Origin of the sequence: Litoreibacter roseus, from assembly GCF_009811795.1 — a bacterium.
Lineage (GTDB): Bacteria > Pseudomonadota > Alphaproteobacteria > Rhodobacterales > Rhodobacteraceae > Litoreibacter > Litoreibacter roseus.
The window spans coordinates 925636-951328 of sequence record NZ_BLJE01000002.1 but is presented as its reverse complement, the minus strand read 5'-3'; the positions used below and the strand labels follow the sequence as shown (position 1 = coordinate 951328).

Sequence of the window (25693 nt, the reverse complement as noted above, 5' to 3'; positions counted from 1 at the left end):
CGGTTACCCAATCGCCCATGCGGATCATCCGAGACTATCAATTCGTACAAGACAACGACCGCGGCGCCACTGTCGCGATCGGGAATTTTGATGGTGTGCATCTGGGCCACCAGGCTGTCATTGAGATTGCGAGAACGGCTTGTATCGGTGTTCCGCTGGGCGTGATGACCTTTGAGCCGCATCCGCGCCAGTTCTTTGCACCAGATGCACCGCCCTTCCGTTTGATGAATGCCCAAGCCAAGGCGCACCGTCTTGAGAAGTTAGGCGTAGATCTTTTGTATGAGATCAATTTCAACGCCCAACTTGCCGCGCTGACCGCAGAACAATTTGCGGAGGATGTGATCGTGAACGGCTTGGGTTTGCGCCACATCGTTGTGGGGTCAGATTTCCGTTTTGGCAAAGGTCGGGTCGGCACCGCTGACATCCTGCGCGAAATCGGCGGTGCCCATGGGTTCGGCGTCACGATCGCCGATCTCGTGATGGGGGATCTTGGTCAGGTGTCCTCGACTAACATTCGGCAAGCTCTGAGCGAGGGCAGACCCGGTGATGCCGCCAAAATGCTCGGGCATTGGCATCGGATCGAAGGTGAGGTGGTAAAAGGCGATCAGCGCGGCCGGGAGTTGGGATATCCCACTGCAAATATGTCGATCGAAACATTGCATCCGCCCAAATTCGGGGTGTACGCGGTCGAAGTGAATGTCCTGACCGGACCGCATGCGGGGTCCTACCATGGCGCTGCTTCCATCGGCGTCCGCCCCATGTTTGGGGTAAACAAACCCAATTGCGAGACGTTTCTGTTCGATTTCAAGGGCGATCTCTACGGTGAGACGCTGTCAGTTGCTCTGACGCATTTCCTGCGCGGCGAAGAAAAATTCGACAGCCTCGAAGCCCTGATTGCCCAGATGGACGCGGATTGCACCAAGGCCCGGCGTCTGCTGGCTGCGGTATGAGCGACCCCATCGACCGCAAAGGGCTGCGACCGAAGTTCTGGGAGCAGGTCCCGCTTCGCAACATGGCCCCCAAGGAATGGGAGGCCTTGTGTGATGGCTGTGGCAAATGCTGCCTCAACAAGCTGGAAGACGAGGACACGCAAGAAATCGCGTTTACCCGTGTGGCTTGCCGCCTGCTGGATGGCGAGACCTGCCGTTGCGCACAGTACGACATCCGCAAACAATTCGTTCCGGACTGCGTCGTACTGACACCTCAGAACATTGACGAGATCGGCTATTGGATGCCTGAAACCTGCGCTTACCGATTGCTGAGCGAAGGCAAGGCCCTTTACGACTGGCATCCGTTGATTTCCGGCACACCCGCCACTGTTCACGAGAACGGGATCTCGGTCAAAGGCTGGACCGTCCCGGAATTCGAAGTACCGGAGGACGAATGGGAAGATTACATCATCGAGGAACCTGGAACATGAACTTCGCCTCTGACAATGCCGGGCCAATGCACCCCCAGGTGCTGGACGCCGTCATCCGGGCAAATGATGGCACTCAGATGCCCTATGGCGCGGATACGATCATGGACGGTGTAAAGGCGCGCGTTCGCGAGATCTTTGAAGCCCCCGAGGCCGCGGTTTATCTGGTCGCCACAGGCACCGCCGCGAACGCGCTTGCACTGGCCACCTATGCAAATCCGTGGGACGCGATTTTCTGTCACCGCACCTCCCATACCGAAAAAGACGAGTGCGGCGCACCTGAATTCTACGCAGGCGGGGCCAAGCTGAAACTGGTCGATGGGTCTGATGGAAAAATGACACCAACCGCCCTTGAGGCGTCGATGGCCGAAACGGGTGGGTCCGTTCACGGGGTCCAGACTGGCCCTGTGTCGATCACGCAAGTGACCGAACTCGGTACGCTCTACACAACGACAGAGATTGGAGATCTGGCCGAAGTCGCCAAGAGCCATGGTGCAAACGTCCATCTGGATGGTGCACGCTTCGCCAACGCAATGAGCCGTCTCAATTGCTCTGCCGCCGATATGACATGGCGGGCTGGCGTGGATGCTGTGAGCTTTGGTGGCACCAAGAACGGCTGCGCCGGTGTAGAAGCGGTGATCCTATTCGATCCGGACAAAGCGTGGGAGTTCGAGCTGCGCCGCAAACGTGGGGCGCATCTGTTCTCGAAGCACCGGTTTCTGTCAGGCCAGATGGAGGGGTATTTGAAGGATGATCTTTGGCTCGACCTTGCCCGGAAGGCGAATGCGAACTCTGATCAGCTAGCGGCAGGGCTACGCGGAATCGACAACGCGCGCCTTCTCCATGAACCCCAAGCCAATATGATTTTTGCAGAGTTACCCCGTGCAGCACACAGGCGCGCCAAAGCTGCTGGGGCGCAGTATTATGTGACGTCGCCAGGTGCCACACTGGATGGACCTGATGAAACGCCTCTGACCTGCAGGCTGGTCTGTGATTGGTCAAAGACGGAAGATCAGATCGATCAGCTGCTTTCGCTGTTCCGCGGCTGAGCGTCTACAAATGCCGCCAGAAGCCCTGCAACCTCAACAGGATGGCTGATGGCCACCATGTGTCCGGCGCCCTCGATCACCTCGCGGCGTGCGTCCGGCATCCTCGCGCAGAGCGCTTTCTGGATTGCCGCCATAACCGGTGGCGAGCAATCCCCTTCGATCAGCACGGTCGGCATTTGCATCTTCGGTAGTTTCGGCCAGATGCCACCCGTATCCCTCACAATCGCAGCTTCGCCGGCAGCTATCAGCGGCATCCGCGCACTCATGTAGTCAATCTGCGCGGGTTTGAGGCTTTCCCACGGCTGGCCACCCCAATCACTAACGAAAGCACGGGCAGCCGCCACAAGATCACCCGCCGCAATCGCCCCCGTGAATGCACCGCTTGCACGTCGGTATGCCTTTGCAACTTCCGGCTCAGTTTGCGCAGCAGCATAGAAAAACACAGGCTCGATCAATGTCAGACTACGTATCAGTTCCGGATTGTCTGCAGCCATACGCAGCGCAACAGTCGCGCCATAGGAATGACCGACAAGATGCGCGGGCCCGTCCAACAGACCCAGTGCCATATCGCGGGCCTGCGCCTGATAGTCGCGGCTCGGATCCCAGTCGGCGCTGTCGCCGTGACCGGGCAGGTCCATCGCAATGGTATTAAACTGATTGGCAATTCGCGCCGTCAATCCATCCAACACGCGGGCATGGGCAAGGGAGCAATGGAGAAATAGCGCTTTATGTTCCCCTTGCCCGCCCCGAATGTAGTGCGTGGTGAACCCTCCCGATTGCTGGTGTGGCACGTCAGAGTTTTCCGGCTAAATGCATCTCCAGATCGTCCAGCCGATCATGACCCCAGAACCGTTCTTCGCCAACGATGTAGAATGGCGCGCCGAATGCGCCGCGCGACACGGCCTCTTCCAAGTTTGCCGCGTATTCTTCGGCGCCAGACAACATGCCGCTGTCCGCGAGCTTCGGATCGAACCCCGCGACCGTTAAACAGGACTGGATCACGTCATCTTCTGCAATGTTGCGCTCTTCGGACCAGCACGCCGTAGTGATCGCTTTGACCAGCGCGCCCAGATCGCCCCCACCTGCCTTTTGTGCCGCGATCAGCGCGTAGGAGCTTGGGGCCGGGTTGGTCGGCCAGTAGGTCGGCTTCAGATTGATCGGAGCGCCCGCTTTCTTTGCGGACCGCCGCAGATCCTGAAGACGATACTCCTGACGGGACGGGTGTCTGTCTTTGGGCGGGACGCCACCCGTTCGTGCAAACAATCCCATGATATCTAAAGGCTTGTAGGTGATTGAGGCCCCGTGTTTCTCGGCAATCTCCTCCAACCGCGTCCCGGCCAAATAGGTATAGGGCGACATGGTTGCAAAAAAGTAGTCGATATGGGCCATCGGAAAGCCTCCTGCTGCGTTACCTGTTTGCAGGACCGTAGCGGGGTGTTAAGCGGGGTTCAACGCCGGGCGCGGGGATCCGGTGGGATGAATGCCGCTGCCAGGGACACAGACATGCCAACCAATTCCGAACCGAAGCTTATCGCCGGAAACGCCAACAAGCCTTTGGCGGACGCCATAGCCCGTCGCATGTCGATGCACCGCGGACTGACCGTCAAGCCCGTCGAAGCCCGTGTAGAGCGCTTCAATGACGCCGAGATTTTCGTCGAAGTTTACGAGAACGTCCGCGGCGAAGACATGTTCATCCTGCAGCCAACTTCAAATCCGGCCAATGACAACCTGATGGAGCTTTTGATCATGACGGATGCGCTCCGGCGGTCGTCCGCAGCGCGCATCACTGCCGTAATCCCCTATTTCGGATACGCGCGTCAGGATCGTCGCACGAAAGCTCGCACTCCGATTTCGGCAAAACTTGTAGCCAATCTGATTGCACAAGCAGGCGTGGAACGGGTGCTGACAATGGATCTTCACGCCGCACAGATCCAAGGTTTCTTCGACCTCCCCGTCGACAATCTCTATGCCTCGCCGATCTTTGCGCTCGATATACTGCATCACTTCAAGAAGATGGATGATGTGATGATCGTCTCACCCGATGTAGGTGGGGTTGCGCGCGCGCGCGAACTGGCGCAACGCATCGGTGCCCCACTGTCCATCGTGGACAAACGCCGCGAGAAGGCTGGCGAGGTGGCTGAGATGACCGTCATCGGGGACGTCAAAGGCAAACGCTGCATCATCGTGGACGACATCTGCGACACCGCTGGAACGCTGTGCAAGGCGGCGGACGTTCTGATGGAGGCCGGGGCGACCGAGGTCCACAGCTACATCACCCACGGCGTTCTGAGCGGCCCTGCGGTGGAGCGGATCACCAAGTCCGTCATGAAAAAACTCGTCATCACCGACTCGATCCAACCAACAGAGGCCGTAAAAGGCGCCAAGAACATTCGCATCGTTCCGACTGCGCCGCTGTTCGCGCAAGCGATCCTGAACATCTGGGGCGGAACATCGGTGTCTTCGCTTTTTGACAACGACACCCTGTCGCCGATTTACGAAGGTCTCTATCCGGGGTCCTGATCTTTCAATAAAGGTCGTCCCAGCCTTCGTCATGGCCCAGAGCGCCTATGGCGAGCCAGTCCACCCGAACACGGGCAACACGGCTGTCGCCCCATGTTTTGAAGATTAGGTCAAATCCGGCCGACGTGATGTTTTCCGCAGAGATATCCATGCGGTGGTTGGTCTGGCTGTCCGTGTCCCACATGCTCATTGAGACCTGAACACTGGGGGCATCGTGAAATGGCGGGTCGAATGTAACGGCTTCCCGATGTTCCCGCGGGCCTGTGCCCGCCCACATGGGACCGTCATCCCGGAAGTCCGAGAACAACACCCGTGACCCCTGCACGATACCGATCTGACTGGCGTTTACTCGTTTCATGGAACTACCTTGAACCCGCTGTTAACCAACGAATTTGGCGATAATAGGTCTGGAAACGTAAAAAAGCCCCGAACGATACGGGGCTTTCTTGTCTGTCTTTGCGCCTTACAGTGATGGTTGCTTAGGGCTCAGGCCAATTGCAGTGCCTGCGGCAACCATATCCGCCAGCAGCTTCGTGGCGGCATCTACCGTCTCAGCACCAGCCTCGCCCCGCGCTGTGTCGGCCTCGGCCACCAGATCATCGATGATCTCTTGCGTCATATCGGCTTTCGCAAAGGCACGCTCCGCAAGGACGGATGTGCCTTCGGCTGTGATTTCCGCGAAGCCGCCCGTCACGAAGTAGTCGTCACTTCCACCGGATGTCGTCACCGTCAGGACGCCAGGGCGCAGAGTAGTGATGACCGGCGCATGGTCTGGCATCGCGGTGAAGTCACCTTCGGCGCCGGGGATCTCCACCTGCGTCGCCGAAACGGATGCCAAACGGCGCTCCGGTGAAACGAGGTCGAATTGCATTGTATCAGCCATGAGCCGGACCTTCCTTAAGCTGCGTCAGCCGCCATACGTTCGGCCTTGGCTTTCACTTCTTCGATGCCGCCAACCATGTAGAACGCACCTTCGGGAAGGTGATCATACTCGCCAGCCACAACAGCCTTGAACGATGCAATGGTGTCTTCGAGCGGCACCTGAACGCCGGGCGACCCTGTGAAAACCTGTGCCACGTCGAATGGCTGGGACAGGAAGCGCTGAATTTTCCGCGCGCGGGCGACCGTCAGTTTGTCTTCCTCGGACAATTCGTCCATGCCGAGAATGGCAATGATGTCTTGCAGCGACTTGTACCGCTGAAGGATCTGCTGGACGTCCGTCGCCGTTTTGTAATGCTCTTCGCCGATCACAGCCGGATCAAGCAGACGCGACGTAGAGTCGAGCGGGTCTACCGCTGGATAGATGCCCAATTCCGAAATTGCACGGTTCAAAACAGTTGTCGCGTCCAAGTGCGCAAAAGAGGTTGCAGGCGCAGGGTCGGTCAAGTCATCCGCAGGCACGTAGATCGCCTGAACCGACGTGATCGAGCCGTTCTTTGTCGAGGTAATACGCTCCTGCATGGAGCCCATGTCCGTTGCCAGTGTCGGCTGATAGCCCACAGCGGATGGAATCCGACCCAAAAGCGCAGACACCTCGGAGCCCGCTTGCGTGAAGCGGAAGATGTTGTCCACGAAGAACAGAACGTCCGTACCGGATTGGTCGCGGAAGGATTCCGCCATTGTCAGGCCTGACAGCGCAACCCGCATCCGCGCACCGGGAGGCTCGTTCATCTGACCGTAGACCAGTGCCACCTTCGACTTTGTCAGGTCATCCGCATTGATAACGCCGGATTCGATGAATTCGTAGTAAAGGTCGTTCCCTTCACGCGTCCGCTCGCCAACGCCAGCAAACACAGAGTAGCCGGAGTGCACTTTAGCAATGTTGTTGATCAGTTCCTGAATAAGAACTGTCTTGCCCACACCAGCACCACCGAACAGACCAATTTTACCGCCCTTCGCGTAAGGGGCCAGAAGGTCGATCACCTTGATCCCCGTCACAAGGATTTCGGACGATGTGGACTGGGCGGCGAACTCGGGTGCGTCCGCGTGGATCGACCGGCGCTCTTGCTCGCCAATCGGGCCTTTTTCGTCAACTGGCTCACCCACCACGTTCATGATGCGACCCAAGGTTGCATCACCCACGGGAACCGTGATCGTCACGCCTTGGTCTGTGACCTCTTGGCCGCGCACCAGACCCTCGGTGGAGTCCATCGCGATCGTACGAACGGTGTTCTCGCCAAGGTGCTGCGCCACTTCGAGCACAAGCGTCTTGCCGTTGTTGTCTGTTTCCAGAGCGTTCAAAATTTCGGGCAGGTGGTCGTCAAACTGAACGTCGACGACGGCGCCGATGATCTGTGTGATCTTGCCTTTTGCGTTGGCCATGTCGTTTCTCCGGTTTCTAGAGCGCTTCGGCGCCCGAAATAATTTCGATGAGTTCGTTCGTAATCACGGCTTGGCGTGAACGGTTGAACTGGATGGTCAGCTTGTCGATCATCTCGCCCGCATTTCGCGTTGCGTTGTCCATGGCGGACATACGAGCGCCTTGTTCAGATGCGCCGTTTTCCAGCAGAGCGCTGAAAATCTGAGTGGCAACACCGCGTGGCAAAAGATCGGCCAAGATGCCCTCTTCGCTTGGTTCATAGTCGTAGAGCGTTGATTCTTCGGCGTCTTCCGCGTCAAAATCCGCCGGGATGATCTGCTGCTCGGTCGGGATCTGACTGATCACACTTTCAAAACGCGAGTAGTAGATCTTTGCGAAGTCAAACTCTTCAGCTTCAAACCGCGCTAAAACATCCTTGGCGATACCGGCAGCGTCCGCATAGCTCACGCGTTTTATTTCGGTCAGATCTACGTGGCCGACGAAATGTTTGCTGAAATCACGCTTTAGCGCCTCGCGGCCCTTCTTGCCGACCGTGAGGATTTTGACGGTCTTGCCTTCAGCGATCAGTTTATTTGCCTGATACCGCGCAATCTTCGCGATGTTGGCATTGAAACCGCCGCACAGGCCCCGTTCCGCAGTCATGACGACCAGAAGGTGGGTTTGATCCTGACCGGTGCCGGACAGAAGGCGCGGCGCGCTGTCAGAATCTCCAACGGATTTCGCAAGTCCCGCCATTACGGCGTTGAAGCGCTCCGCATAGGGACGACCAGCTTCCGCTGCCTCCTGCGCTCGGCGCAATTTTGCAGCGGCAACCATCTGCATCGCCTTGGTGATCTTGCGGGTCGATTTGACCGACTCGATCCTGTTCTTAAGGTCCTTAAGACTTGGCATAGGCCCTCGTCTCCCCCCTTACGCGAAATCTTTGGCGTATGCGTCCAGTACGGATTTGATCTTATCGGCAGCATCACCTTTAATCTTCGGATCTTCATTCGTGATATAGTCCAGAAGATCAGTTTGGTTCGTGCGCAGTTCTTTCAACAGACCCGCCTCAAAGCGACCAACGTCCTTGGTGTCGACCTTGTCGAGGTAACCATTCGTGCCGGCGAAGATAACGCAGACGATTTCCGCATTGGTGAGCGGCGCATACTGCGGCTGTTTCATCAATTCGGTCAGACGTGCACCACGATTCAACAACTGCTGGGTCGCCGCATCAAGGTCAGAGCCGAACTGAGCAAAAGCCGCCATCTCGCGGTACTGGGCCAACTCCAGTTTGACGGGGCCAGCTACCGACTTCATCGCATTGGTCTGCGCCGCGGATCCAACCCGCGAAACGGACAGACCCGTGTTCACCGCAGGACGAATGCCTTGGTAGAAAAGTTCGGTTTCAAGGAAGATCTGACCGTCGGTGATCGAAATCACGTTTGTCGGAATAAACGCTGAAACGTCCCCGCCTTGAGTTTCGATGATTGGCAGTGCGGTAAGCGAGCCAGAACCGTTGTCTTCGTTCAGCTTCGAGGATCGTTCCAGAAGGCGCGAGTGAAGGTAGAACACGTCACCAGGATAAGCTTCGCGCCCGGGCGGACGACGGAGCAGCAGGGACATCTGGCGGTAGGACACAGCCTGCTTGGACAGGTCATCATACACAATCAGCGCGTGGCGGCCGTTGTCACGGAAATATTCTGCCATCGCGGTCGCAGCGTAAGGCGCAAGGAACTGCATCGGCGCCGGATCGGATGCCGTTGCAGCAACGATGATCGAGTATTCAATCGCGCCGGTTTCCTCGAGCTTTTTCACAAGCTGCGCCACGGTCGAGCGCTTCTGACCAACCGCAACGTAGATGCAGTAGAGCTTCTTGCTCTCATCATCGCCTGCGCGGTCGTTATAAGACTTCTGGTTGAGCATGGTATCGAGCGCCACAGCCGTTTTACCGGTTTGACGGTCACCAATGATCAGTTCTCGCTGACCCCGGCCGATGGGGATCATGGAGTCGATGGCTTTCAGACCTGTCGGCATCGGCTCATGCACCGATTTACGCGGGATGATGCCCGGAGCCTTGCTGTCTGCGATCCGACGTTCGGAGGCGTTGATCGGACCTTTTCCGTCCAGCGGATTGCCCAGGCCGTCGACAACGCGACCCAAAAGCTCTTCACCAGCAGGCACGTCCACGATCGAGTTCGTGCGCTTGACGGTGTCGCCTTCCTTGATGTCCCGGTCGGAGCCGAAAATCACAACGCCCACATTGTCACTTTCGAGGTTCAGCGCCATGCCGCGAACTCCACCGGGGAATTCGACCATCTCACCCGCCTGACAGTTGTCCAGGCCGTAGACACGGGCGATGCCATCACCGACCGACAACACGCGACCAACCTCGGCGACTTCGGCCTCTTGACCGAAATTCTTGATCTGGTCCTTCAGGATCGCAGAAATTTCTGCAGCTTCGATCGCCATTATCCGACCTCTTTCATGGAATTCTGGAGTGCGTTGAGTTTCGAACGGATCGACGTGTCGATCATCTTAGACCCAACCTTTACGATAAGACCGCCAATGAGACTCTCATCAACGGCGAGATTTATTTTCACATCTTTGCCGACACTCGCTTTGAGCGTCTTGGCAAGTTTGTCTTGCTGTGCCTTCGTCATGGCCTTCGCGGCTGTCACCTCTGCGGTGACCTCGCCCTTCTCTTCCGCAATCATGTCCTGCAAAGCAGTGACCATCTGAGGCAAAACGAAAAGGCGGCGCTTGGAGGCCATCAGACGAAGTGTGTTGGTAAGCGTATCGCTGAGTTCCATCTTTGACGCAATCGCCGTAATCGCCGCCCCTTGCTGCTCACGCGAGTAGAGCGGCGAAGAGATCAGATCGCCGAAGTCGGCACTGTCTTTCAATGCGGCTTTCAACGTGTCGACGTCGGTTTCGAGCGCCTTCAGTTTCTTGCCCTCTTTCGCCAATTCAAAAACGGCCGTCGCATAGCGTGATGCGATGCCTGTCGAGATCGAGACTGGTTCGGCCACGTCCACCCTTCCGATGTCTGACGCCTGTTCAAAGCTGAGATAAGCTGAGACTGGCTATTGAAAGGGGCCGCACACCCGCGACCCCCAAAATCAGCGGTCATGTAGCAAAGCGGTTCGCAAGCCGCAACAGGGAACGCCCAGAATGTCACATGCTAAAAGGTCCTATTCCGAAGATACTTTGATCCTCGCTGGGTGCCTGCGACCGTTTGAAGCTGAAAAAGCGTCCCACAATTCAACCGTTTCCAGAGGAATCAGTTCTGCCTATCCGGCCCGCGACAGGCGCCCCTGCCCCCTCCAAAGCACGCAGTGGAGCGCGAACATCAACTTTCAGGCCTTTCTTGCGCGGCGCGTAGACCTGCTTTGTCGCCTCCACCATCAGGACACCGCCGGCATAATGCGAGGATATGCGCCGTCCGAACGCCTCAAGCATCGGGGCAGATTTCATCCAGAACCGCTTGTGGCTCGGCGGCGAGTACAAGACGGCGCGGTGGGTCTCGGGCGTGAAGTTATGCCGCTTGAGTTGGGCTTCGAGCTGCGTCAACGAGTAGGGTCGCCCGTACCCAAACGGTGTTGCATCACGCCGTGACCAAAGCCCTGCGCGGTTCGGCACAATGAACAAAACTCGACCGCCGGGCCCCAGAACGCGCCAAATTTCGTCCAGCAGTGCCGACGGATTTTCACAAGTTTCAAGCCCGTGCAGCAGAACAAGTCGGTCGACCTGCCCAGGCTGCAACGGCCAGAGCGTCTCTTCACACAGAACCGAGACGTTGTCCTGACCGACGGGCCAATGCATCACGCCCTGCGGACCGGGCATCAACGCAATCACGCGGCGCGCCTCACCCAGAAAGGGCCGCAACAAGGGTGCGGCGAAGCCAAATCCAACGACTGTCTGACCCTTTGTGTCTCTCCAGAGATCACGGACCTGGTCGCGAATTGCACGCTGGGCCACTCGTCCCAATCCGGTCCGGTAGTAGAATTTCTTCAGATCTTGGACGTCTAGATGCACGCAATTTGTTCCAGTTTGGTTCGAACCCGTTTAAAGCTACATAGTGTTCCAAGGCGATTTTGGTTTATTCGTTAGCTTTCCGCCACCCCGCCCATGTTTTCGTCAGATTTGTGTGCTCTCACGGGGAATGTGAACAGAAAACACTTGAAGGTTTAAAATATAAACCGAACTGTAAGACCTAAGAGGCAATGGTAGAGCCAGGGTCTTAGACCCGTGCCTGCCCTCGTATAAGGAGCATTTGGGTGCCATCATTCTCGGACACTCTCGAAAAAGCAATTCACACTGCACTTGCTCAAGCCAATGCACACCGCCACGAATTGGCAACGCTTGAGCATCTGCTGCTCGCCCTTACGGACGAGCCTGACGCCGCCAAAGTAATGCAGGCTTGCGGTGTAGACCTTGAAATTCTGCGCAACACACTGACCGAATTCATCGAAGATGAACTCTCGACACTCGTAACGGATGTCGACGGCTCCGAGGCTGTGCCTACGGCAGCCTTCCAGCGTGTGATTCAACGCGCGGCCATTCACGTTCAGTCATCCGGCCGAACAGAAGTGACCGGTGCGAACGTTCTGGTCGCGATCTTCGCGGAGCGCGAAAGCAATGCGGCTTTCTTCCTGCAGGAGCAGGAAATGACGCGCTATGACGCGGTCAACTACATCGCCCATGGTGTCGCAAAAGATCCTAACTTCGGGGAAGCGCGCCCGATTACCGGCGCAACCGAGTTCGATGAAGATGCGACCATCGAAAACGCTGACGAGGGTGAAGGCAAAGAATCGGCCCTTGCGAAATACTGCGTCGACCTGAACGAAAAATCCCGCAAGGGCGACGTTGATCCATTGATCGGCCGCGACCAAGAAGTCGAGCGCTGCATTCAAGTGCTATGCCGCCGTCGCAAGAACAACCCGCTTTTGGTGGGTGACCCCGGTGTCGGCAAAACCGCGATCGCAGAGGGTTTGGCCCACAAAATTGTCGGGGGCGACACGCCTGAGGTTCTGTCCAACACAACGATTTATTCATTGGACATGGGCGCACTTCTTGCTGGTACACGGTATCGCGGTGACTTCGAAGAACGTCTGAAGGCCGTGATGACCGAGCTGGAAGAACACGAAGATGCAGTTCTGTTTATTGACGAAATCCATACAGTGATTGGCGCAGGCGCCACATCAGGCGGCGCGATGGATGCCTCCAACTTGCTGAAACCAGCACTGCAGGGCGGAAAACTGCGGTGCATGGGCTCCACCACATACAAGGAGTTTCGTCAGCACTTCGAAAAAGATCGCGCGCTGAGCCGTCGGTTCCAGAAAATCGACGTGACAGAACCATCCGTAGATGATGCCGTGAAAATCCTCAAAGGACTGAAGCCTTATTTTGAGGAGCATCATGCGATCAAATACACCACGGATGCGATCAAATCGGCCGTTGAATTGTCCGCAAGATATATTCACGACCGCAAGCTGCCAGACAAAGCCATCGATGTGATTGATGAAGCTGGTGCCGCCCAGCATCTTGTCGCTGAAAGCAAGCGGCGCAAAACCATTGGTATCAAAGAGATTGAGTCAGTGGTCGCAAAGATTGCGCGCATTCCACCAAAAACCGTTTCGAAGGACGATGCGGAGACTCTGAAAGATCTTGAGAAAGCTTTGAAACGGGTCGTATTCGGTCAGGATGATGCGATCGAGACGCTGTCGTCCGCAATCAAGCTGTCACGCGCTGGTCTGCGCGAGCCGGAAAAACCCATCGGCAATTATCTGTTTGCGGGCCCCACTGGGGTGGGCAAAACGGAAGTGGCAAAGCAGCTGGCAAGTACCCTCGGCGTGGAACTGATCCGCTTCGACATGTCCGAATACATGGAGAAACACGCAGTTTCGCGCCTGATCGGTGCGCCTCCAGGCTATGTCGGCTTCGATCAGGGCGGTATGCTGACGGATGGTGTGGATCAGAACCCCCATTGCGTCTTGCTTTTGGACGAGATTGAGAAAGCGCATCCAGATGTCTACAATATCCTCCTGCAGGTGATGGACCACGGCAAGCTGACCGATCACAACGGTCGGACAACTGATTTCCGGAATGTGATCTTGATTATGACCTCGAATGCGGGGGCGGCAGATATGGCTAAGGCAGCCATAGGATTTGGCCGTGACCGTCGCGAAGGGGAAGACACAGCAGCGATCGAACGGACGTTCACGCCGGAATTCCGGAACCGTCTGGACGCCGTCGTAAGCTTTGCGCCGCTCAGCCAGAAGGTCATCAACCGCGTGGTCGAGAAGTTCGTGCTTCAGCTGGAAGCTCAGCTTATGGACCGCAATGTTACCATTGAGCTTACTCCTGCTGCGGCGGAATGGCTCGGCGACAAGGGATATGACGAAAAGATGGGTGCGCGCCCATTGGGTCGCGTCATTCAGGAAGAGATAAAGAAGCCGCTCGCAGAAGAACTTTTGTTCGGGAAGCTGGCGAAAGGCGGCGTGGTCAAAGTCGGGATCAAAGACGGTAAGATCGACCTCCGGATCCTGGAGCCGGAGAACGCGAGAATATCGAGTAAAAAGCAACCACCGTTGCTGACCGCCGAATAAAGCCCGTCGAAACCGAAAATTTAAGGCCCCGCATTCTGATCAGAACGCGGGGCTTTTTTCGTTTAGTATCTGCTGACTGGTATTTTGCTGTCCGTGCCTATTTCTCAGTCAGCTTCAATTCGATCCGCCGATTCTGCGCGCGCGCTTCCGGTGTGTCAGCCGGGTTGATCGGCTGATACTCTCCGAACCCGTTGGCGGCCAGACGATCAGAGGGGATTCCCAGATTCTGGCTCATATACCTCACAACAGACAAGGCGCGGGCTTGGCTAAGCTCCCAATTGTCCCGGTAGGCGCCCCGCCCGGAGAGCGGGGTATTATCGGTATGCCCATCAACCCGGATGATCCAGTCCAGCGTTTCCGGGATGTCGTCTGCCACCTCACTCAGAATGTTCGCGACCTTTGCGATTTCCTGACGGCCCAAGAAGGACAGCTGCGCACGACCGGGGTCAAATAGAACTTCGGACGAGAAGACAAAACGATCCCCTTGGATCTGCACACCTTCCTGGTCACCCAGCAACGCACGCAACTGACCGAAGAATTCAGACCTGTAGTTCTTCAACTCATTGGCTTCTTCTTCCAGCCGTTGGCGCTCCGCCTCCTCAAGGGCAAGGCGCCGTTGCCGTTCTTCTGCAAGCCTGCGCTGTTCTGCGGCCACCTGGGCAAGCGCGGTGTTAAGCTGGGTGCCAAGTGCTTGAATTTGCACGTCAGCCTCCGCATCCCTGACGCCTGCCTCATCCAGAACAGATTGAAGCGATCCAAGCTGCGTCCTGAGCGCCGCAATCTGCTGGTTCAGCGCCTCAACCTGACGTTGACTTTCAGCGCTTCGCTCTTGTTCTTCTGACAGGGTTTCTCGCGCCGAGGACAGAAGGATCGCGCGTTCTTGGGCTTGCGTCAGCGCCGTTTCTTCGGCCTCACGCGCACGTCTTTGAGCTGCCAGAGCTGATGCAAGTTCGGCCCGCAGATCAGCACGCTCTCCAGATAATTCCTCGGATTGCCCCCGTGCGGCCTCGATATCTGCCAATGCGCTGGCCAAACGATCTTCGACATCATCCCGTGCGGCATTGGCGGCGGCAAGCAATGTCAGCGTATCTTCGGCGTCCTGACGTTTTTCTTCCAAAGCCAAAGATAACGCAGTCAGTTCGGCGTCCGCGTTTTGCAGACGATCACGCAGCGCCTCGGCCGCGGCCGCATCAGCGAGACGATTGGCCTCTGCATCACTCAATGCTTCGGACTGTTCTGCGTTCTCGCTGCGCAGGTCAGCGACCAAGGCCTGTAAAGCTTCGCGTCGGGCGGCTGCTAGCCGGGCCTCTTCCGCCGCGGTATCGATTTCGGTCCGGGCTTGCGCAAGAGCCAACTGGGCCGCTTCTTTCTCAGAGATCTCGCGTGCAAGTCCTGCTTCGATATCTTCCAGCCGTGCGGTCAACGTATCATTGCTGTCACGAGCCGCGTCCCGCTCGCCCGTCAGATCAGAAACTTGGTTTTGCAAAGCACTACGGTCCCGCAAGAGACCAGCGACCTGCTCTTCGAAACTGGCCAACCGCCCAGCTTGGGTTTCGTTCTGCGAGGTCAAAGAAGCGATCAGAGCCGCTTGACGCTCCCCCTCACTCAGACTTTCCTCCAGCGCTGTGTCCAACCCCGCGATCTGATCTTCTAGACTTGCCCCACGCTGTTGTTCGAGCCCCAAGGCGTTTGCCAGCTCAGAGACTTGTTCTCCGAGGGCGTCCAACTCGCTGTCTTGGTTCGTGATGGTCTCTCGCAACATGAACTGAAAGATCATGAAAATCGAAAGAACGAAGATCAGGACCAACAACAAAGCCGTCATTGCATCGACGAAACCCGGCCAGATATTGGCCTCGAACCGCTTTCCATTTCTGCGTGAGAGCGCCATGGCTATTCGCCCTGTATTTCACGGGTGTTGTTGTGCAGGTTCTCGACAGCTCGGGTCAATCGCGCCAGACCGTCATGGATCTGCGTGGCGTTTTCCGTTCGGCCCGCAGACATCTCTTCGAGCACTTTCAGAAGCTGCACGTCGATGCTGCGCAGACGCATTTTCGCTTCGGGGTCGGCCTCTTGGGTCTGTGGCGCAGATGCAACTTTCTGCTGGGATAGAGTGTCGTTCATCCGCTCTTGGTTTTCGGCGATCTGCACCAAAACGTCCGTTGGATCGACCGCTGACTCAAGCCGTTCTGTCATTCGCAGCATCGCGCCCGTGAGCACATCGATCTTCTCTTCGGTTTCAAGTCGACTGTGCTCAGCCTTCCGAAAGAGCCCTTGCAGACTATCGATCTGTTCCACCATATGATCCAGAACGGTGGCGACCACACTTTGATCGAACCCACCGCCTTCGGCGTCACCGGTCGCAAAACCGACCCGCGTGATGGTGGAAAGCCATTCTTCCATCTCGCGGTAAAAGCGGTTCTGCCCGTGTCCCGCAAAAAGCTCCAGAAGGCCCACAACAAGTGATCCTGCCAGTCCAAGGAGGGAGGAGGCAAATGCCGTGCCCATGCCAGCCAGTTGACCTTCAAGGCCGTCCAAAAGCTGGCCAACGACCGCAGCGCCGTTCTCTCCGTCACTGAGATTAAGCGACCGGATTGTATCCACCACACCGGGGATTGTCGTTGCGAGGCCGTAAAACGTTCCTAGAAGACCTAGGAAAATCAAGAGGTTGATGATGTAGCGCGTGATATCACGGGACTCGTCCATCCGGATTGCGACCGAGTCCAGAATGGTCCGCGCTGACGATGTATTGATCTGCATCCGCGTGCCACGTTCCCGGAGCAACGCGGCCAAGGACGCCAAAAGCTGGGGGACACGCGCAGATTCATGCCCCGGTGCGTTATCGGCAAATGACTGTATCCATGAAACCGAAGAGGTCAGTTGAATGACCTGCCAAAAACAGGCGCATACCCCGAAGAAGAAAACGACGAGGATGAAACCGTTCAAATACGGGTTTGCGAGAAACACCGGTTTGACAGCGGGAAATATGAGTGTCCCACCAACGGCAACCAAGGCCAAGACAACAAGCATCGTGAATATCTGGCGCACAGGTTGCTTGAACTGTGACGCAAAAATCTTTTGCGTGGATTGCATAGGTGTACCGCCGTTATTGCCTGTTTTCTTGTTTTTCGACGGGATGATACGAGCGACCGGACCTGTGTCAAAGTCAATGTTGGCCGGCACCCTTCGTCAATTCTGCAACGCGACGTTCCAGCCACGCCATGTCAGGGTCATCAATCCCCAAAGCCTGCAGTTGAGAATAGGTCCGAGACAGGTATTCGTGGTTCGGGCCGCGCCCACCGACAGACGTCGCAATAACCTGGGCTTGACGCTCGAGCGGCAGGTCCCCGCAATACTGCACATGGCCCGGATCAATAACGTAAGTCACCGCCCGAACCGCCGGTCCGCCTTCAAGGGTCACCGCGCAGATTTCCTCGGTGTAGGCCGCGGAAATCAGTTCCCGTTCCCGCAAATACGCCAGTGTGTCATCTTCGTTTCCCGCGGGGACGCGCAGCGCAAGACCGGTACATCGCGTGCCTTGAGCCCGGTCGAGCGCCAAAACCAAGCCGGGATCTTGAACGGTGCCTCGGTGATGGATGGACCACATGCAAAACGACCGATGGTGATCGGCTAAAACAGCAATTTGGCGCTCGGCAACTTCAAATCCGGGATCCCAGAGAAGCGAGCCATACGCGAAAACCCAAAGTTGTCCATCGGTCACGTGACTGGTCCTTTCCGGGCTTGGCTTGTAAGACGATGCGGCGGGACGGGAAAGGAAAAAGGATACCGGATGAAGAAACTTCTGGTTGCGGTCTTGGTCGGTGCAGCGCTCTGGTCAGGCTACTGGTTCATCGGCGCGCAGAAAACCAAGTCAGAACTGAACAACTGGCTCGCCGCGCGAGCAGACGAGGGCTGGCAAGTCGAAGTGTCCGACTTCGATTTGGCAGGGTATCCCAATCGGTTCGATACGACATTCGAAGACGTACAGCTGACAGATCCAGAGACGGGCTGGTCTTGGTCAGCCCCGTTTTTCCAGCTGATGTCTCTGAGCTACCAGCCGAACCATATAATTGCGGTTTGGCCCAACACGCAAACCTTCGCCACGCCGGAACGGCGCATAGATATTGCCTCGCAAAAGATGAATGCAAGCATGGTGGTTGCCCCAAGCGAAACACTCGACCTGCGTCGGGCGACACTGATCATGGACGACGCGACCTTCGCCTCGACGGATGGGTGGACCACCGGGTTTCGCACGCTGAATGCGGCCATTCGAGAGACAGAGGGAACACCCCTAAGCTACGACATCGCGGTCACGGCTGATCAGGTGCAGCCCGGGGAACCGCTTCGTAAGCTACTTGATCAGGGCGGTACGCTGCCCGGCATCATCGAGGGGCTGACCGTGGATGTTGTTGCTGGGTTCAGTGAGCCGCTGAGTAAGCTGACGATCGAAGAGGCGCGGCCCGATATTACATCCCTTACCCTCAACAAGGTTGAGGGCAGTTGGGGCGAGTTGAACATTCGCCTTGCCGGTGATTTGGAGGTCAGCAGCGACGGAACGCCAACGGGTGACATCAAACTCAATGCGCGCAACTGGCGGGAGATGATCCGGATGGCCGTCGAGTCAGGTGCGTTAAACGAAAGCCTCGCGTCCAGCGTCGAACTGGGCCTTGGCCTTTTTTCCGGGACATCCGGCGGCGAGAACAGCATTGATGTAACGGTCAGTTTCCGCAGCGGTGGAATGTATATTGGTCCAATTCCGTTCGGCGATGCCCCGAAACTGGTTTTGCGCTAGCGGCAGTAGGATCCGGAGCGGTACTGAGCGGTATCGAAATGGAAATGGTCCTGATGGAAGCGGTCGGAATCAGGACCCAGCACCGTCCCAAAAGGTCCGCAGGCCGCTTTGTGCATCTTTCGCAGCATCCGTCCTTCCCGTTGGGTTCGCCAACCCTTCAGGACCGTGATCTCACTACCGTCATTCAGAAGGATACCGGAAATGTCGATGGCCCGCCCCTTGCCATGCTCTGAAATCTTGGCCCCAGTCCGGTTGTTGCGGGTGCGACATGTATAGTGGGCTGCAACCCTCAGAGATTTCACGCCACCACCGCGCCGCCCGACGGCAGGTTTCACACCGTCTTTGACCCATGCCTTCAATGCGCGGGCCGTGTTGCAATCAATCGTTGCCGGTTGGGTCAAGCCCACGCCGTCAATCTCAGTCAACTTCACGGGGTTTCTGACACCACACCCGCGGATCCGGCCCGGGATCGGTGATATTTTCGTCCCCTTGATCGTGCTATCCCCGCAAACCGATCCTTGGGACCCCCGAGCGATACGAGACGCCACCTGCGTGACCGTCGCACCCAAGCCCTGACGCTGTCGCTGCCTGGTTTGAGAAATGATCCTCGGGCGGATGACCGGCCTGACCGACGTAACCTCTTCCTTGATGATCCGGACGGCCGGCCGCTCAAGAGGTCGGATAGATGTGTCCGGCGCGCCAGCGCTGCCCCAAGTTGGCAAGCAAGAAAGAAACAGCGCGACGACCATCAGACTTCGCATCTCAGTTAGGTCCACCGCGTCCAAAATCAGGTGCGTCCGTGTCTTGACCCGCTTCGATGACGCCGCGACGGATTGCACGGGTTCGGGTGAAATAATCATGTAGATGCTCACCATCCCCGGTTCTGATGGCGCGTTGAAGTGCGAAAAGCTCTTCCGTAAACCGACCTAGAATTTCGAGCGTTGCATCCTTGTTGGTCAGAAACACATCGCGCCACATGGTCGGATCAGATGCAGCGATCCGCGTGAAGTCTCGAAACCCGGCGGCGGAATACTTCACGACCTCACTGTCAGTCACCCGGCTGAGATCGTCTGCTACGCCGACCATTGTATAGGCGATCAAATGTGGCGCATGGGACGTGACGGCCAAGACAAGATCGTGGTGATCGGGATCCATGAAATCCACGTTAGACCCCAACGCTCGCCAGAACTGCGTGAACGTCTCGAGCTTCGCGTCAGACGTATCTGGCAGCGGCGTCAAAAGACACCAACGGTTGTCAAACAATGTCTCGAAACCCGAGCGCGGGCCCGACTGCTCCGTTCCAGCAACGGGATGTGCCGGGATGAAATGAATGTGACCGGGCATATGCGGTTGAACAGCAGCAATCACCGCACGCTTTGTAGAGCCCACATCTGAAACCGTCGCTCCGTCTGCCAAGTGGGGGGCAATCTCTTTCGCAACATCACCCATAACACCGACGGGTACACATAAAATGACCAGATCAGCGCCTTCGACTGCGTCTTGCATCGTCTCGGTGATCCGATCACACAGTTCGATTTCGCGGGCGATCCCACGCGTCTCTGCAGAACGCGCGTAGCCAACGATTTCACCTGCCACACCGGCGCGCCGCGCGGCGTGCGCAATGGAGGACGCAATGAGACCCAGGCCGATCAGTGCGACCCGTTCGTAGATTTGGCTCATGCAGGCAAGCTCCGCTTTCCAGCGAGATACGCCTCTATGCCGCGGATCGCGCGCTTGCAGCCCAACTCATCCCCAATTGTCACCCGCAGGCAATGGGGCAGACCGTATCCGCCGACTTTGCGCACGATCACCCCACGCGTTTTGAGATACGCGTCGCAACCTTCAGCCATCTCTTCGCTGTCGAACCGAGGCAGTAGAAAGTTCGCAAAGGAGGGGTCACACACGATCCCGATCCGCGCAAACTCCTCCGACATCATTGCTCGCAGGCGCAGATTTTCGGACCGACAGCGCGCGATATAGGCCTGATCGCGCATGGCAGCTTCGGCTGCGACCAATGCGGGGGAAGACAGGTTGAATGGACCTCTGATGCGGTTCAGCACATCGATGATGTTCTGCGGTCCATAACCCCAGCCGACCCGCAAACCGCCCAGTCCATAAATTTTTGAGAAGGTGCGCGTCATGAAGACATTTTCGCGCGCGTCGATAATGCTCTTCCCGCCGTCGTAACCTTCGACGTATTCGGCATAGGCCCCATCCAACACCAAGAGCACCTCGTCGGGCAGGTTATCTGCGAGGCGCTCTATGTCCTCTTCCGAAATCATCGTACCTGTCGGATTGTTCGGGTTGGCAATGAAGACCAGCCGCGTCGCGGACGTGCAAGCGTCAAGGATAGCGTCGACATCCGCGGTCCGGTCTGTCTCAGGTGCCACGACAGGCGTCGCGCCCGCCGCCAGCGCGGAGATCCGGTACATCGCAAACCCATGCTCGGTATAGAGCACCTCGTCGCCCGGCCCTGCAAAGGCATAGCACAGAAAGGAAATGATCTCGTCGGAGCCGACACCGCAAATGATCTGCTCGGGATCCATCTCATGAACATTGCCTATGGCCGTGCGTAAGTCGTCATGTGTGGTCGAGGGGTAGAGATGCAACATACCAGCGGCCTGCCGAAGTGCATCAGACGCACGGGGACTGGGACCAAGAGGGTTTTCGTTGGAGGAGAGTTTGACGACGTCAGACACCCCCTCGATATGACCCGCACCACCCTGATACAGCGAAATATCCATAATTCCAGGCTGCGGATAGATGGTCATGGCCGGTGATCCCTTGCGAACGTTCTGGCTCGTTCTAGCGACCGGACTTGGCGAATGAAAGGCCGCACACTACCGCAGGCAGATATGACTGACTGTATTGTACATATTGACGTCGAGGATCAGAAGAATGTTTGAGGGTCGATATCGATGCTCAATCGGAGATCCCCTTTCAGCTTGAGCGGGCGTGTCCAGTCAGCAAGCGCTTGTTGAAGCGCCACGCCCTTGGGCGCCTTGACCAAAAGTCTGACTCTGTGGCGGCCTCTAATCCGGGCAATAGGCGCAGGCGCAGGGCCAAACACCTGCGCGCCGACCCGGCGGAGGGGCGCATCGTTACGCGCGAGATGATTGCCTAGGTCAAAGACCGCACCGACCTCTGGTCCGGACAGAACAATTCCAGCCATGCGCCCGAAGGGCGGAACGCCGGCCTCTTCTCGTTCAGCGGCTTCTGCGCGCCAGAAACCTTCTTCGTCACCGCTTAGGATCGCGCGGATAACGGGATGCTCCGGTTGAAAGGTTTGCAGTAGGGCCAAGCCAGGTTTCTCGGCTCGCCCCGCGCGACCGGCAACCTGTCGCATCAACTGAAACGTGCGCTCCGCCGCCCGAAGGTCCGACCCCTGCAGGCCAAGATCGGCATCGATTACCCCTACAAGCGTCAGCAGCGGAAAATTATGCCCCTTCGCCACCAGTTGTGTGCCGATGATTACATCCGCGGCTCCATCCGCGATGGCTTCAATCTGCGCCTTTAATTGTCGCGCGGTGCCATAGAGATCCGACGACAGCACGGCGACCCTCGCGTCTGGGAAGAGAGCAGAAACTTCCTCGCCCATCCGCTCCACCCCGGGCCCGATGGGGGCCAGACGATCCTCGGCCTCGCAACTGGGGCATGTGGTCGGGATCGGCTTTGTCTCCCCGCATTGATGGCACATCAGGCGCTTGAGAAAGCGGTGCTCGACCATCCGGGCGTCACAGTGATCGCATCCGATCTGATTGCCACAGGCCCGACACAAGGTGACCGGTGCATACCCCCGACGGTTGAGGAAGATCAGCGATTGCTCGCCCCGCTCGATCCGCGCCGCGATCTCACCTTGCAGGGTCGGCGACACCCAACGCCCGCCCGGCAAATCCTCGACCCGCATGTCAATGGCGCGCATATCTGGCATGACAGCGCTGCCAAAGCGGGTCTTTAGCTCGACGCGGCGGTACTTCCCTGCTTCTGCATTGGCCCAGCTTTCAAGGCTTGGTGTCGCGGAGGCCAGCACCACCTTCGCCCCGCACAGCGAGGCCCTCAGAACGGCCATATCGCGCGCATTGTAGAGCACGCCGTCCTCTTGTTTGTAGGACGTGTCGTGTTCTTCATCCACAACGATCAGGCCCAAATCCCGATATGGCAGAAACAGCGCGGACCGCGCGCCCACGACAAACTGGGCCTCACCTTGGCCCACCATTTTCCAAACGCGGCGGCGTTCCGTCATCGTAACACCGGAGTGCCATTCCGCAGGACGCGCCCCAAACCGCGCCTCGACCCGCGTCAGAAATTCGCTCGTCAGGGCAATTTCGGGCAAAAGCACGAGGGCCTGTCGGCCCTGTTTCAAACAGGCTGCGACGGCTTCGAGGTAAACCTCTGTCTTGCCTGAGCCTGTGACGCCTTTCAAAAGCGTCGTTGCGTAGCCTTCACCGGTGTTCAATGTCTCAACCGCCGCCGCCTGATCTGCGTTCAGCGCTTTGCCGGGCAAGCCGGGATCCAGCCGGGGAAACGGCAAATCACGGGGGCTGTCTTCTTCGCGAACCGCGCCTTGCGAGACCAATCCTTTAACGACTGACGTGCCGACACCCGCCTGTTCCGCCAGTTCCTTCAGGGTAAAGGCTAAACCGCCGTATTCCTCCAACACGGCCAACACCTTTTGGCGGGCCGGTGTCATACGGTCGACCTGACCTGTACCGTACCGATAGATCTTGCGCATGGACGGCGGATCACTCAGCCCAGGCGCCCGGGTTGCCAACCGCAACATGGCAGTCATAGGCGTCAGCGTGTAGGCGCCTGCTTTGGCCAGAAACTCTTGCATCTCAGCCCGCATGGGCGGGGCGTCCAGAACGCGGATCACGCTGCGCACTTTCGAGATGTCCCAGTCGCCGCGCCCGTCGCCCCAGACAACGCCCAGAACCTTGCGTGGCCCCAGAGGCACCTCGACATAGGCACCAATCTGGCATCCGCCTTCGGGTGCCTTGTAGTCAAGTAAACGATCAAGCGGCTGCGTTGTCAGAACCCCGACCAGGTCGCCCTCATGGAAAAAACCGTCACTCACCCTTCCGGCCCCGCACCACATGGGGTAGACGGACGGCGAACCAATTTGGAGGGTGCCGCCATGAAATTCTTCGTAGATACTGCCGAAATTGACGAGATTGCAGAACTGAATGATCTGGGAATGGTCGACGGCGTCACCACAAACCCGTCGCTGATCATGAAATCGGGCCGCGACATCCTCGAAGTGACCAAGGAGATCTGTGATCTGGTCGATGGTCCGGTCTCGGCAGAGGTCGTCGCCACCGAAGCCGATGCGATGATTGAGGAAGGCCGCAAGCTCGCGAAAATCGCGAACAACATCGCAGTGAAAGTGCCGCTGACATGGGCCGGTCTCAAGGCGTGCAACACGCTGACCAATGAAGGCCGGATGGTGAACGTCACATTATGCTTCACCGCAAACCAGGCCCTCTTGGCCGCCAAGGCGGGGGCAAGCTTTATCTCGCCCTTCATCGGGCGGCTTGATGACCTCAATCTCGATGGCATGGAGCTGATCGCGGATATCCGGGAAATCTATGACAATTACGGGTTCGAGACGGAAATTCTCGCAGCCTCGATCCGCTCTGTAAACCACATGTCGGACGCAGCCAAGATTGGTGCGGATGTCGCCACGGCGCCACCCGCAGTTATCAAGAAAATGGCGGATCACGTTCTGACCGACAAGGGCTTGGCCGCGTTCCTGAAAGACTGGGAAAAAACTGGTCAGAAGATCTTGTAAGCGGCGGTTCCCGCCAAACAATTGCAAAGGATTGCGAAGTGGCATTGCTTCTGACACTGAACGCGGGGTCGTCTTCGTTGAAGTTCGGGGTCTACCGCAAGGCAGACGAGCCGGATCTCATCATCGCGGGCCAAGTGGAACGACTTGGCCCCGACGCGCGGATGGTCATAGACGGCGAGGATGATCGCCCTCTGGGTATGACGGACCACACCCGCGCCCTCGACGAGATTTTGACAACGGTCTGGGACCACATAGGTGGCGAGGCCATTACGGGCGTTGGTCACCGGATCGCGCATGGTGGTACCGATTTTTTGGGACCCACAGTTCTGACCGAGGCGGTGCTGGTAAAACTCCGCCTTTTGGCGCCTCTGGCACCGCTCCATCAGCCGCATAATCTTACTTGCGTGGATGCAGCCATCGCAACATTCCCGGATGCGGTTCAGATGGGATGCTTTGACACGTCCTTCCACCGCGGCCATCCGTGGGTGAACGACACCTTTGCCCTGCCCCGTCGGTTTTACCGGGAAGGTGTCCGACGCTATGGCTTCCACGGGCTGAGCTATGACTACATCACGGGCGTTCTCGCTGAACGGCACCCCAACCTCACCAAAGGTCGCCTTGTCGTGGCACATCTAGGAAACGGGGCGTCCATCTGTGCGATCAAGGAAGGGAAAAGCCTCGCTTCAACCATGGGCTTTTCCGCGCTTGACGGGCTGCCGATGGGAACCCGCTCGGGCCAGCTTGATCCTGGTGTATTACTTTATCTCATGGATCAGCGCGGGATGAGTGCCGCTGAACTGACCACATTGCTTTACCGGGAAAGCGGCATACTTGGCCTGTCCGGTCTCACAAGCGATATGCGCACCCTTGAAGCCTCCGACGCGCCCGAGGCAGCCCAAGCCATCGACTACTACGTGTTCCGGCTGCAGCGCGAGATCGGCGCAATGGCGGCAAGTCTGGGCGGGATCGACGGTCTGGTTTTCACCGGGGGCATCGGCGAGAATTCGCGCCTGATCCGCGCCCGCGCCACAGAGGCGCTTGGCTTCATGGGGATTGCCATCGACGAGGCGGCCAATCGCGAAAACCGTGAGGAAATAGGAACGGGCGACACCCGCGTGTTGGTTATCCCAACCGACGAGGAACGTGTGATCGCCCGTGCGCTTTGCGCAACCCCTCAGGCCGTTTCCTAGCTTTCTAGAACTCTGCTGGTGAAATCCGATTTT

At 57.6% G+C, this 25693-nt stretch carries 24 protein-coding genes; 8 read left to right on the top strand and 16 right to left on the bottom strand.

The genetic code is table 11. The features are described 5' to 3' along the window. The first annotated feature begins 17 nt into the window (after window positions 1-17). The 3 genes from KIN_RS11700 to KIN_RS11690 are packed head-to-tail and all read left to right on the top strand — an operon-like array spanning window position 18 to window position 2466. Window positions 18-950 (top strand): bifunctional riboflavin kinase/FAD synthetase, encoded by a 933-nt coding sequence (locus KIN_RS11700; RefSeq protein ID WP_159807093.1) that lies wholly within the window; start codon window positions 18-20, stop codon window positions 948-950. Continuing rightward, window positions 947-1420 carry a YcgN family cysteine cluster protein gene (locus KIN_RS11695; protein ID WP_159807092.1) on the top strand — a complete coding sequence of 158 codons (474 nt, stop codon included), beginning with the start codon at window positions 947-949 and terminating at the stop codon, window positions 1418-1420. Before KIN_RS11700 ends, KIN_RS11695 begins: the two co-directional genes overlap by 4 nt. After that, window positions 1417-2466, top strand: coding sequence for a threonine aldolase family protein (locus KIN_RS11690; RefSeq protein WP_159807091.1), 1050 nt, complete (start codon window positions 1417-1419; stop codon window positions 2464-2466). The genes KIN_RS11695 and KIN_RS11690 overlap by 4 nt, the downstream gene beginning before the upstream one ends. Here KIN_RS11690 and KIN_RS11685 read toward each other — a convergent pair. Beyond that, the gene (locus tag KIN_RS11685; RefSeq protein ID WP_159807089.1) at window positions 2439-3257 is read right to left on the bottom strand and encodes an alpha/beta fold hydrolase; all 819 of its coding nucleotides are present in this window, start codon (window positions 3255-3257) and stop codon (window positions 2439-2441) included. The two genes, KIN_RS11690 and KIN_RS11685, sit on opposite strands and share 28 nt — an antisense overlap. A gap of 1 nt (window position 3258) precedes the next feature. Continuing rightward, complete coding sequence (locus tag KIN_RS11680) at window positions 3259-3855, bottom strand: 2-hydroxychromene-2-carboxylate isomerase (protein ID WP_159807087.1); 597 nt, start codon at window positions 3853-3855, stop codon at window positions 3259-3261. A 114-nt stretch (window positions 3856-3969) separates the two neighbouring features. Here KIN_RS11680 and KIN_RS11675 point away from each other — a divergent pair, with 114 nt between their 5' ends. Beyond that, the gene (locus KIN_RS11675) at window positions 3970-4986 is read left to right on the top strand and encodes a ribose-phosphate pyrophosphokinase (RefSeq protein WP_159807085.1); all 1017 of its coding nucleotides are present in this window, start codon (window positions 3970-3972) and stop codon (window positions 4984-4986) included. Window positions 4987-4990: 4 nt separating this feature from the next. Here KIN_RS11675 and KIN_RS11670 read toward each other — a convergent pair whose 3' ends face one another. The 7 genes from KIN_RS11670 to KIN_RS11640 form a co-directional block, all read right to left on the bottom strand. Next, window positions 4991-5344, bottom strand: coding sequence for an H-type lectin domain-containing protein (locus tag KIN_RS11670; protein WP_159807083.1), 354 nt, complete (start codon window positions 5342-5344; stop codon window positions 4991-4993). 105 nt (window positions 5345-5449) lie between these two features. Beyond that, entirely contained in the window at window positions 5450-5869 is a 420-nt protein-coding gene (locus KIN_RS11665) for a F0F1 ATP synthase subunit epsilon (protein ID WP_159807081.1), read from the bottom strand. A gap of 14 nt (window positions 5870-5883) precedes the next feature. Beyond that, window positions 5884-7308 (bottom strand): F0F1 ATP synthase subunit beta, encoded by a 1425-nt coding sequence (gene atpD / locus KIN_RS11660; RefSeq protein ID WP_159807079.1) that lies wholly within the window; start codon window positions 7306-7308, stop codon window positions 5884-5886. Window positions 7309-7324: 16 nt separating this feature from the next. Beyond that, the gene (locus KIN_RS11655) at window positions 7325-8197 is read right to left on the bottom strand and encodes a F0F1 ATP synthase subunit gamma (protein ID WP_159807077.1); all 873 of its coding nucleotides are present in this window, start codon (window positions 8195-8197) and stop codon (window positions 7325-7327) included. An 18-nt stretch (window positions 8198-8215) separates the two neighbouring features. Then, window positions 8216-9754: a F0F1 ATP synthase subunit alpha gene (gene atpA / locus KIN_RS11650; RefSeq protein ID WP_159807075.1), complete on the bottom strand. Its 1539-nt coding sequence runs from the start codon at window positions 9752-9754 to the stop codon at window positions 8216-8218. Beyond that, window positions 9754-10314: a F0F1 ATP synthase subunit delta gene (locus KIN_RS11645; RefSeq protein WP_174239116.1), complete on the bottom strand. Its 561-nt coding sequence runs from the start codon at window positions 10312-10314 to the stop codon at window positions 9754-9756. Before KIN_RS11645 ends, atpA begins: the two co-directional genes overlap by 1 nt. A gap of 232 nt (window positions 10315-10546) precedes the next feature. Beyond that, window positions 10547-11320 carry a class I SAM-dependent methyltransferase gene (locus KIN_RS11640; RefSeq protein WP_159807071.1) on the bottom strand — a complete coding sequence of 258 codons (774 nt, stop codon included), beginning with the start codon at window positions 11318-11320 and terminating at the stop codon, window positions 10547-10549. Window positions 11321-11562: 242 nt separating this feature from the next. Here KIN_RS11640 and clpA point away from each other — a divergent pair, with 242 nt between their 5' ends. Then, complete coding sequence (gene clpA, locus KIN_RS11635) at window positions 11563-13893, top strand: ATP-dependent Clp protease ATP-binding subunit ClpA (RefSeq protein WP_159807069.1); 2331 nt, start codon at window positions 11563-11565, stop codon at window positions 13891-13893. Between the two features lie 97 nt (window positions 13894-13990). On the opposite strand, the gene KIN_RS11630 is transcribed toward clpA, so the two are convergent. From KIN_RS11630 to KIN_RS11620, 3 genes are all read right to left on the bottom strand, one after another. Then, window positions 13991-15781, bottom strand: a complete 1791-nt coding sequence (locus KIN_RS11630) for a peptidoglycan -binding protein (RefSeq protein WP_159807067.1) — start codon at window positions 15779-15781, stop codon at window positions 13991-13993. A 2-nt stretch (window positions 15782-15783) separates the two neighbouring features. After that, entirely contained in the window at window positions 15784-16983 is a 1200-nt protein-coding gene (locus KIN_RS11625; RefSeq protein ID WP_159807066.1) for a biopolymer transporter ExbB, read from the bottom strand. 73 nt (window positions 16984-17056) lie between these two features. Beyond that, window positions 17057-17611, bottom strand: coding sequence for a gamma-glutamylcyclotransferase (locus KIN_RS11620; protein ID WP_159807064.1), 555 nt, complete (start codon window positions 17609-17611; stop codon window positions 17057-17059). Window positions 17612-17680: 69 nt separating this feature from the next. On the opposite strand from KIN_RS11620, the gene KIN_RS11615 reads away from it, so the two are divergent. Beyond that, window positions 17681-18682, top strand: coding sequence for a DUF2125 domain-containing protein (locus KIN_RS11615; RefSeq protein WP_159807062.1), 1002 nt, complete (start codon window positions 17681-17683; stop codon window positions 18680-18682). On the opposite strand, the gene KIN_RS11610 is transcribed toward KIN_RS11615, so the two are convergent. From KIN_RS11610 to KIN_RS11595, 4 genes are all read right to left on the bottom strand, one after another. Further along, window positions 18679-19431: an extensin-like domain-containing protein gene (locus tag KIN_RS11610; protein WP_306439006.1), complete on the bottom strand. Its 753-nt coding sequence runs from the start codon at window positions 19429-19431 to the stop codon at window positions 18679-18681. The two genes, KIN_RS11615 and KIN_RS11610, sit on opposite strands and share 4 nt — an antisense overlap. Window positions 19432-19444: 13 nt before the next feature. Next, on the bottom strand, window positions 19445-20362 hold the full coding sequence (locus KIN_RS11605) for a prephenate/arogenate dehydrogenase family protein (RefSeq protein ID WP_159807058.1): 918 nt from the start codon (window positions 20360-20362) through the stop codon (window positions 19445-19447). Next, window positions 20359-21453, bottom strand: a complete 1095-nt coding sequence (gene hisC / locus KIN_RS11600; RefSeq protein WP_159807056.1) for a histidinol-phosphate transaminase — start codon at window positions 21451-21453, stop codon at window positions 20359-20361. Before hisC ends, KIN_RS11605 begins: the two co-directional genes overlap by 4 nt. A 119-nt stretch (window positions 21454-21572) precedes the next feature. Next, window positions 21573-23777: a primosomal protein N' gene (locus KIN_RS11595; protein WP_159807054.1), complete on the bottom strand. Its 2205-nt coding sequence runs from the start codon at window positions 23775-23777 to the stop codon at window positions 21573-21575. Window positions 23778-23816: 39 nt separating this feature from the next. Here KIN_RS11595 and fsa point away from each other — a divergent pair, with 39 nt between their 5' ends. Next, window positions 23817-24470, top strand: a complete 654-nt coding sequence (gene fsa, locus KIN_RS11590) for a fructose-6-phosphate aldolase (protein ID WP_159807052.1) — start codon at window positions 23817-23819, stop codon at window positions 24468-24470. 38 nt (window positions 24471-24508) lie between these two features. Further along, window positions 24509-25660: an acetate/propionate family kinase gene (locus tag KIN_RS11585; protein WP_159807050.1), complete on the top strand. Its 1152-nt coding sequence runs from the start codon at window positions 24509-24511 to the stop codon at window positions 25658-25660. Window positions 25661-25693: the final 33 nt, after the last annotated feature.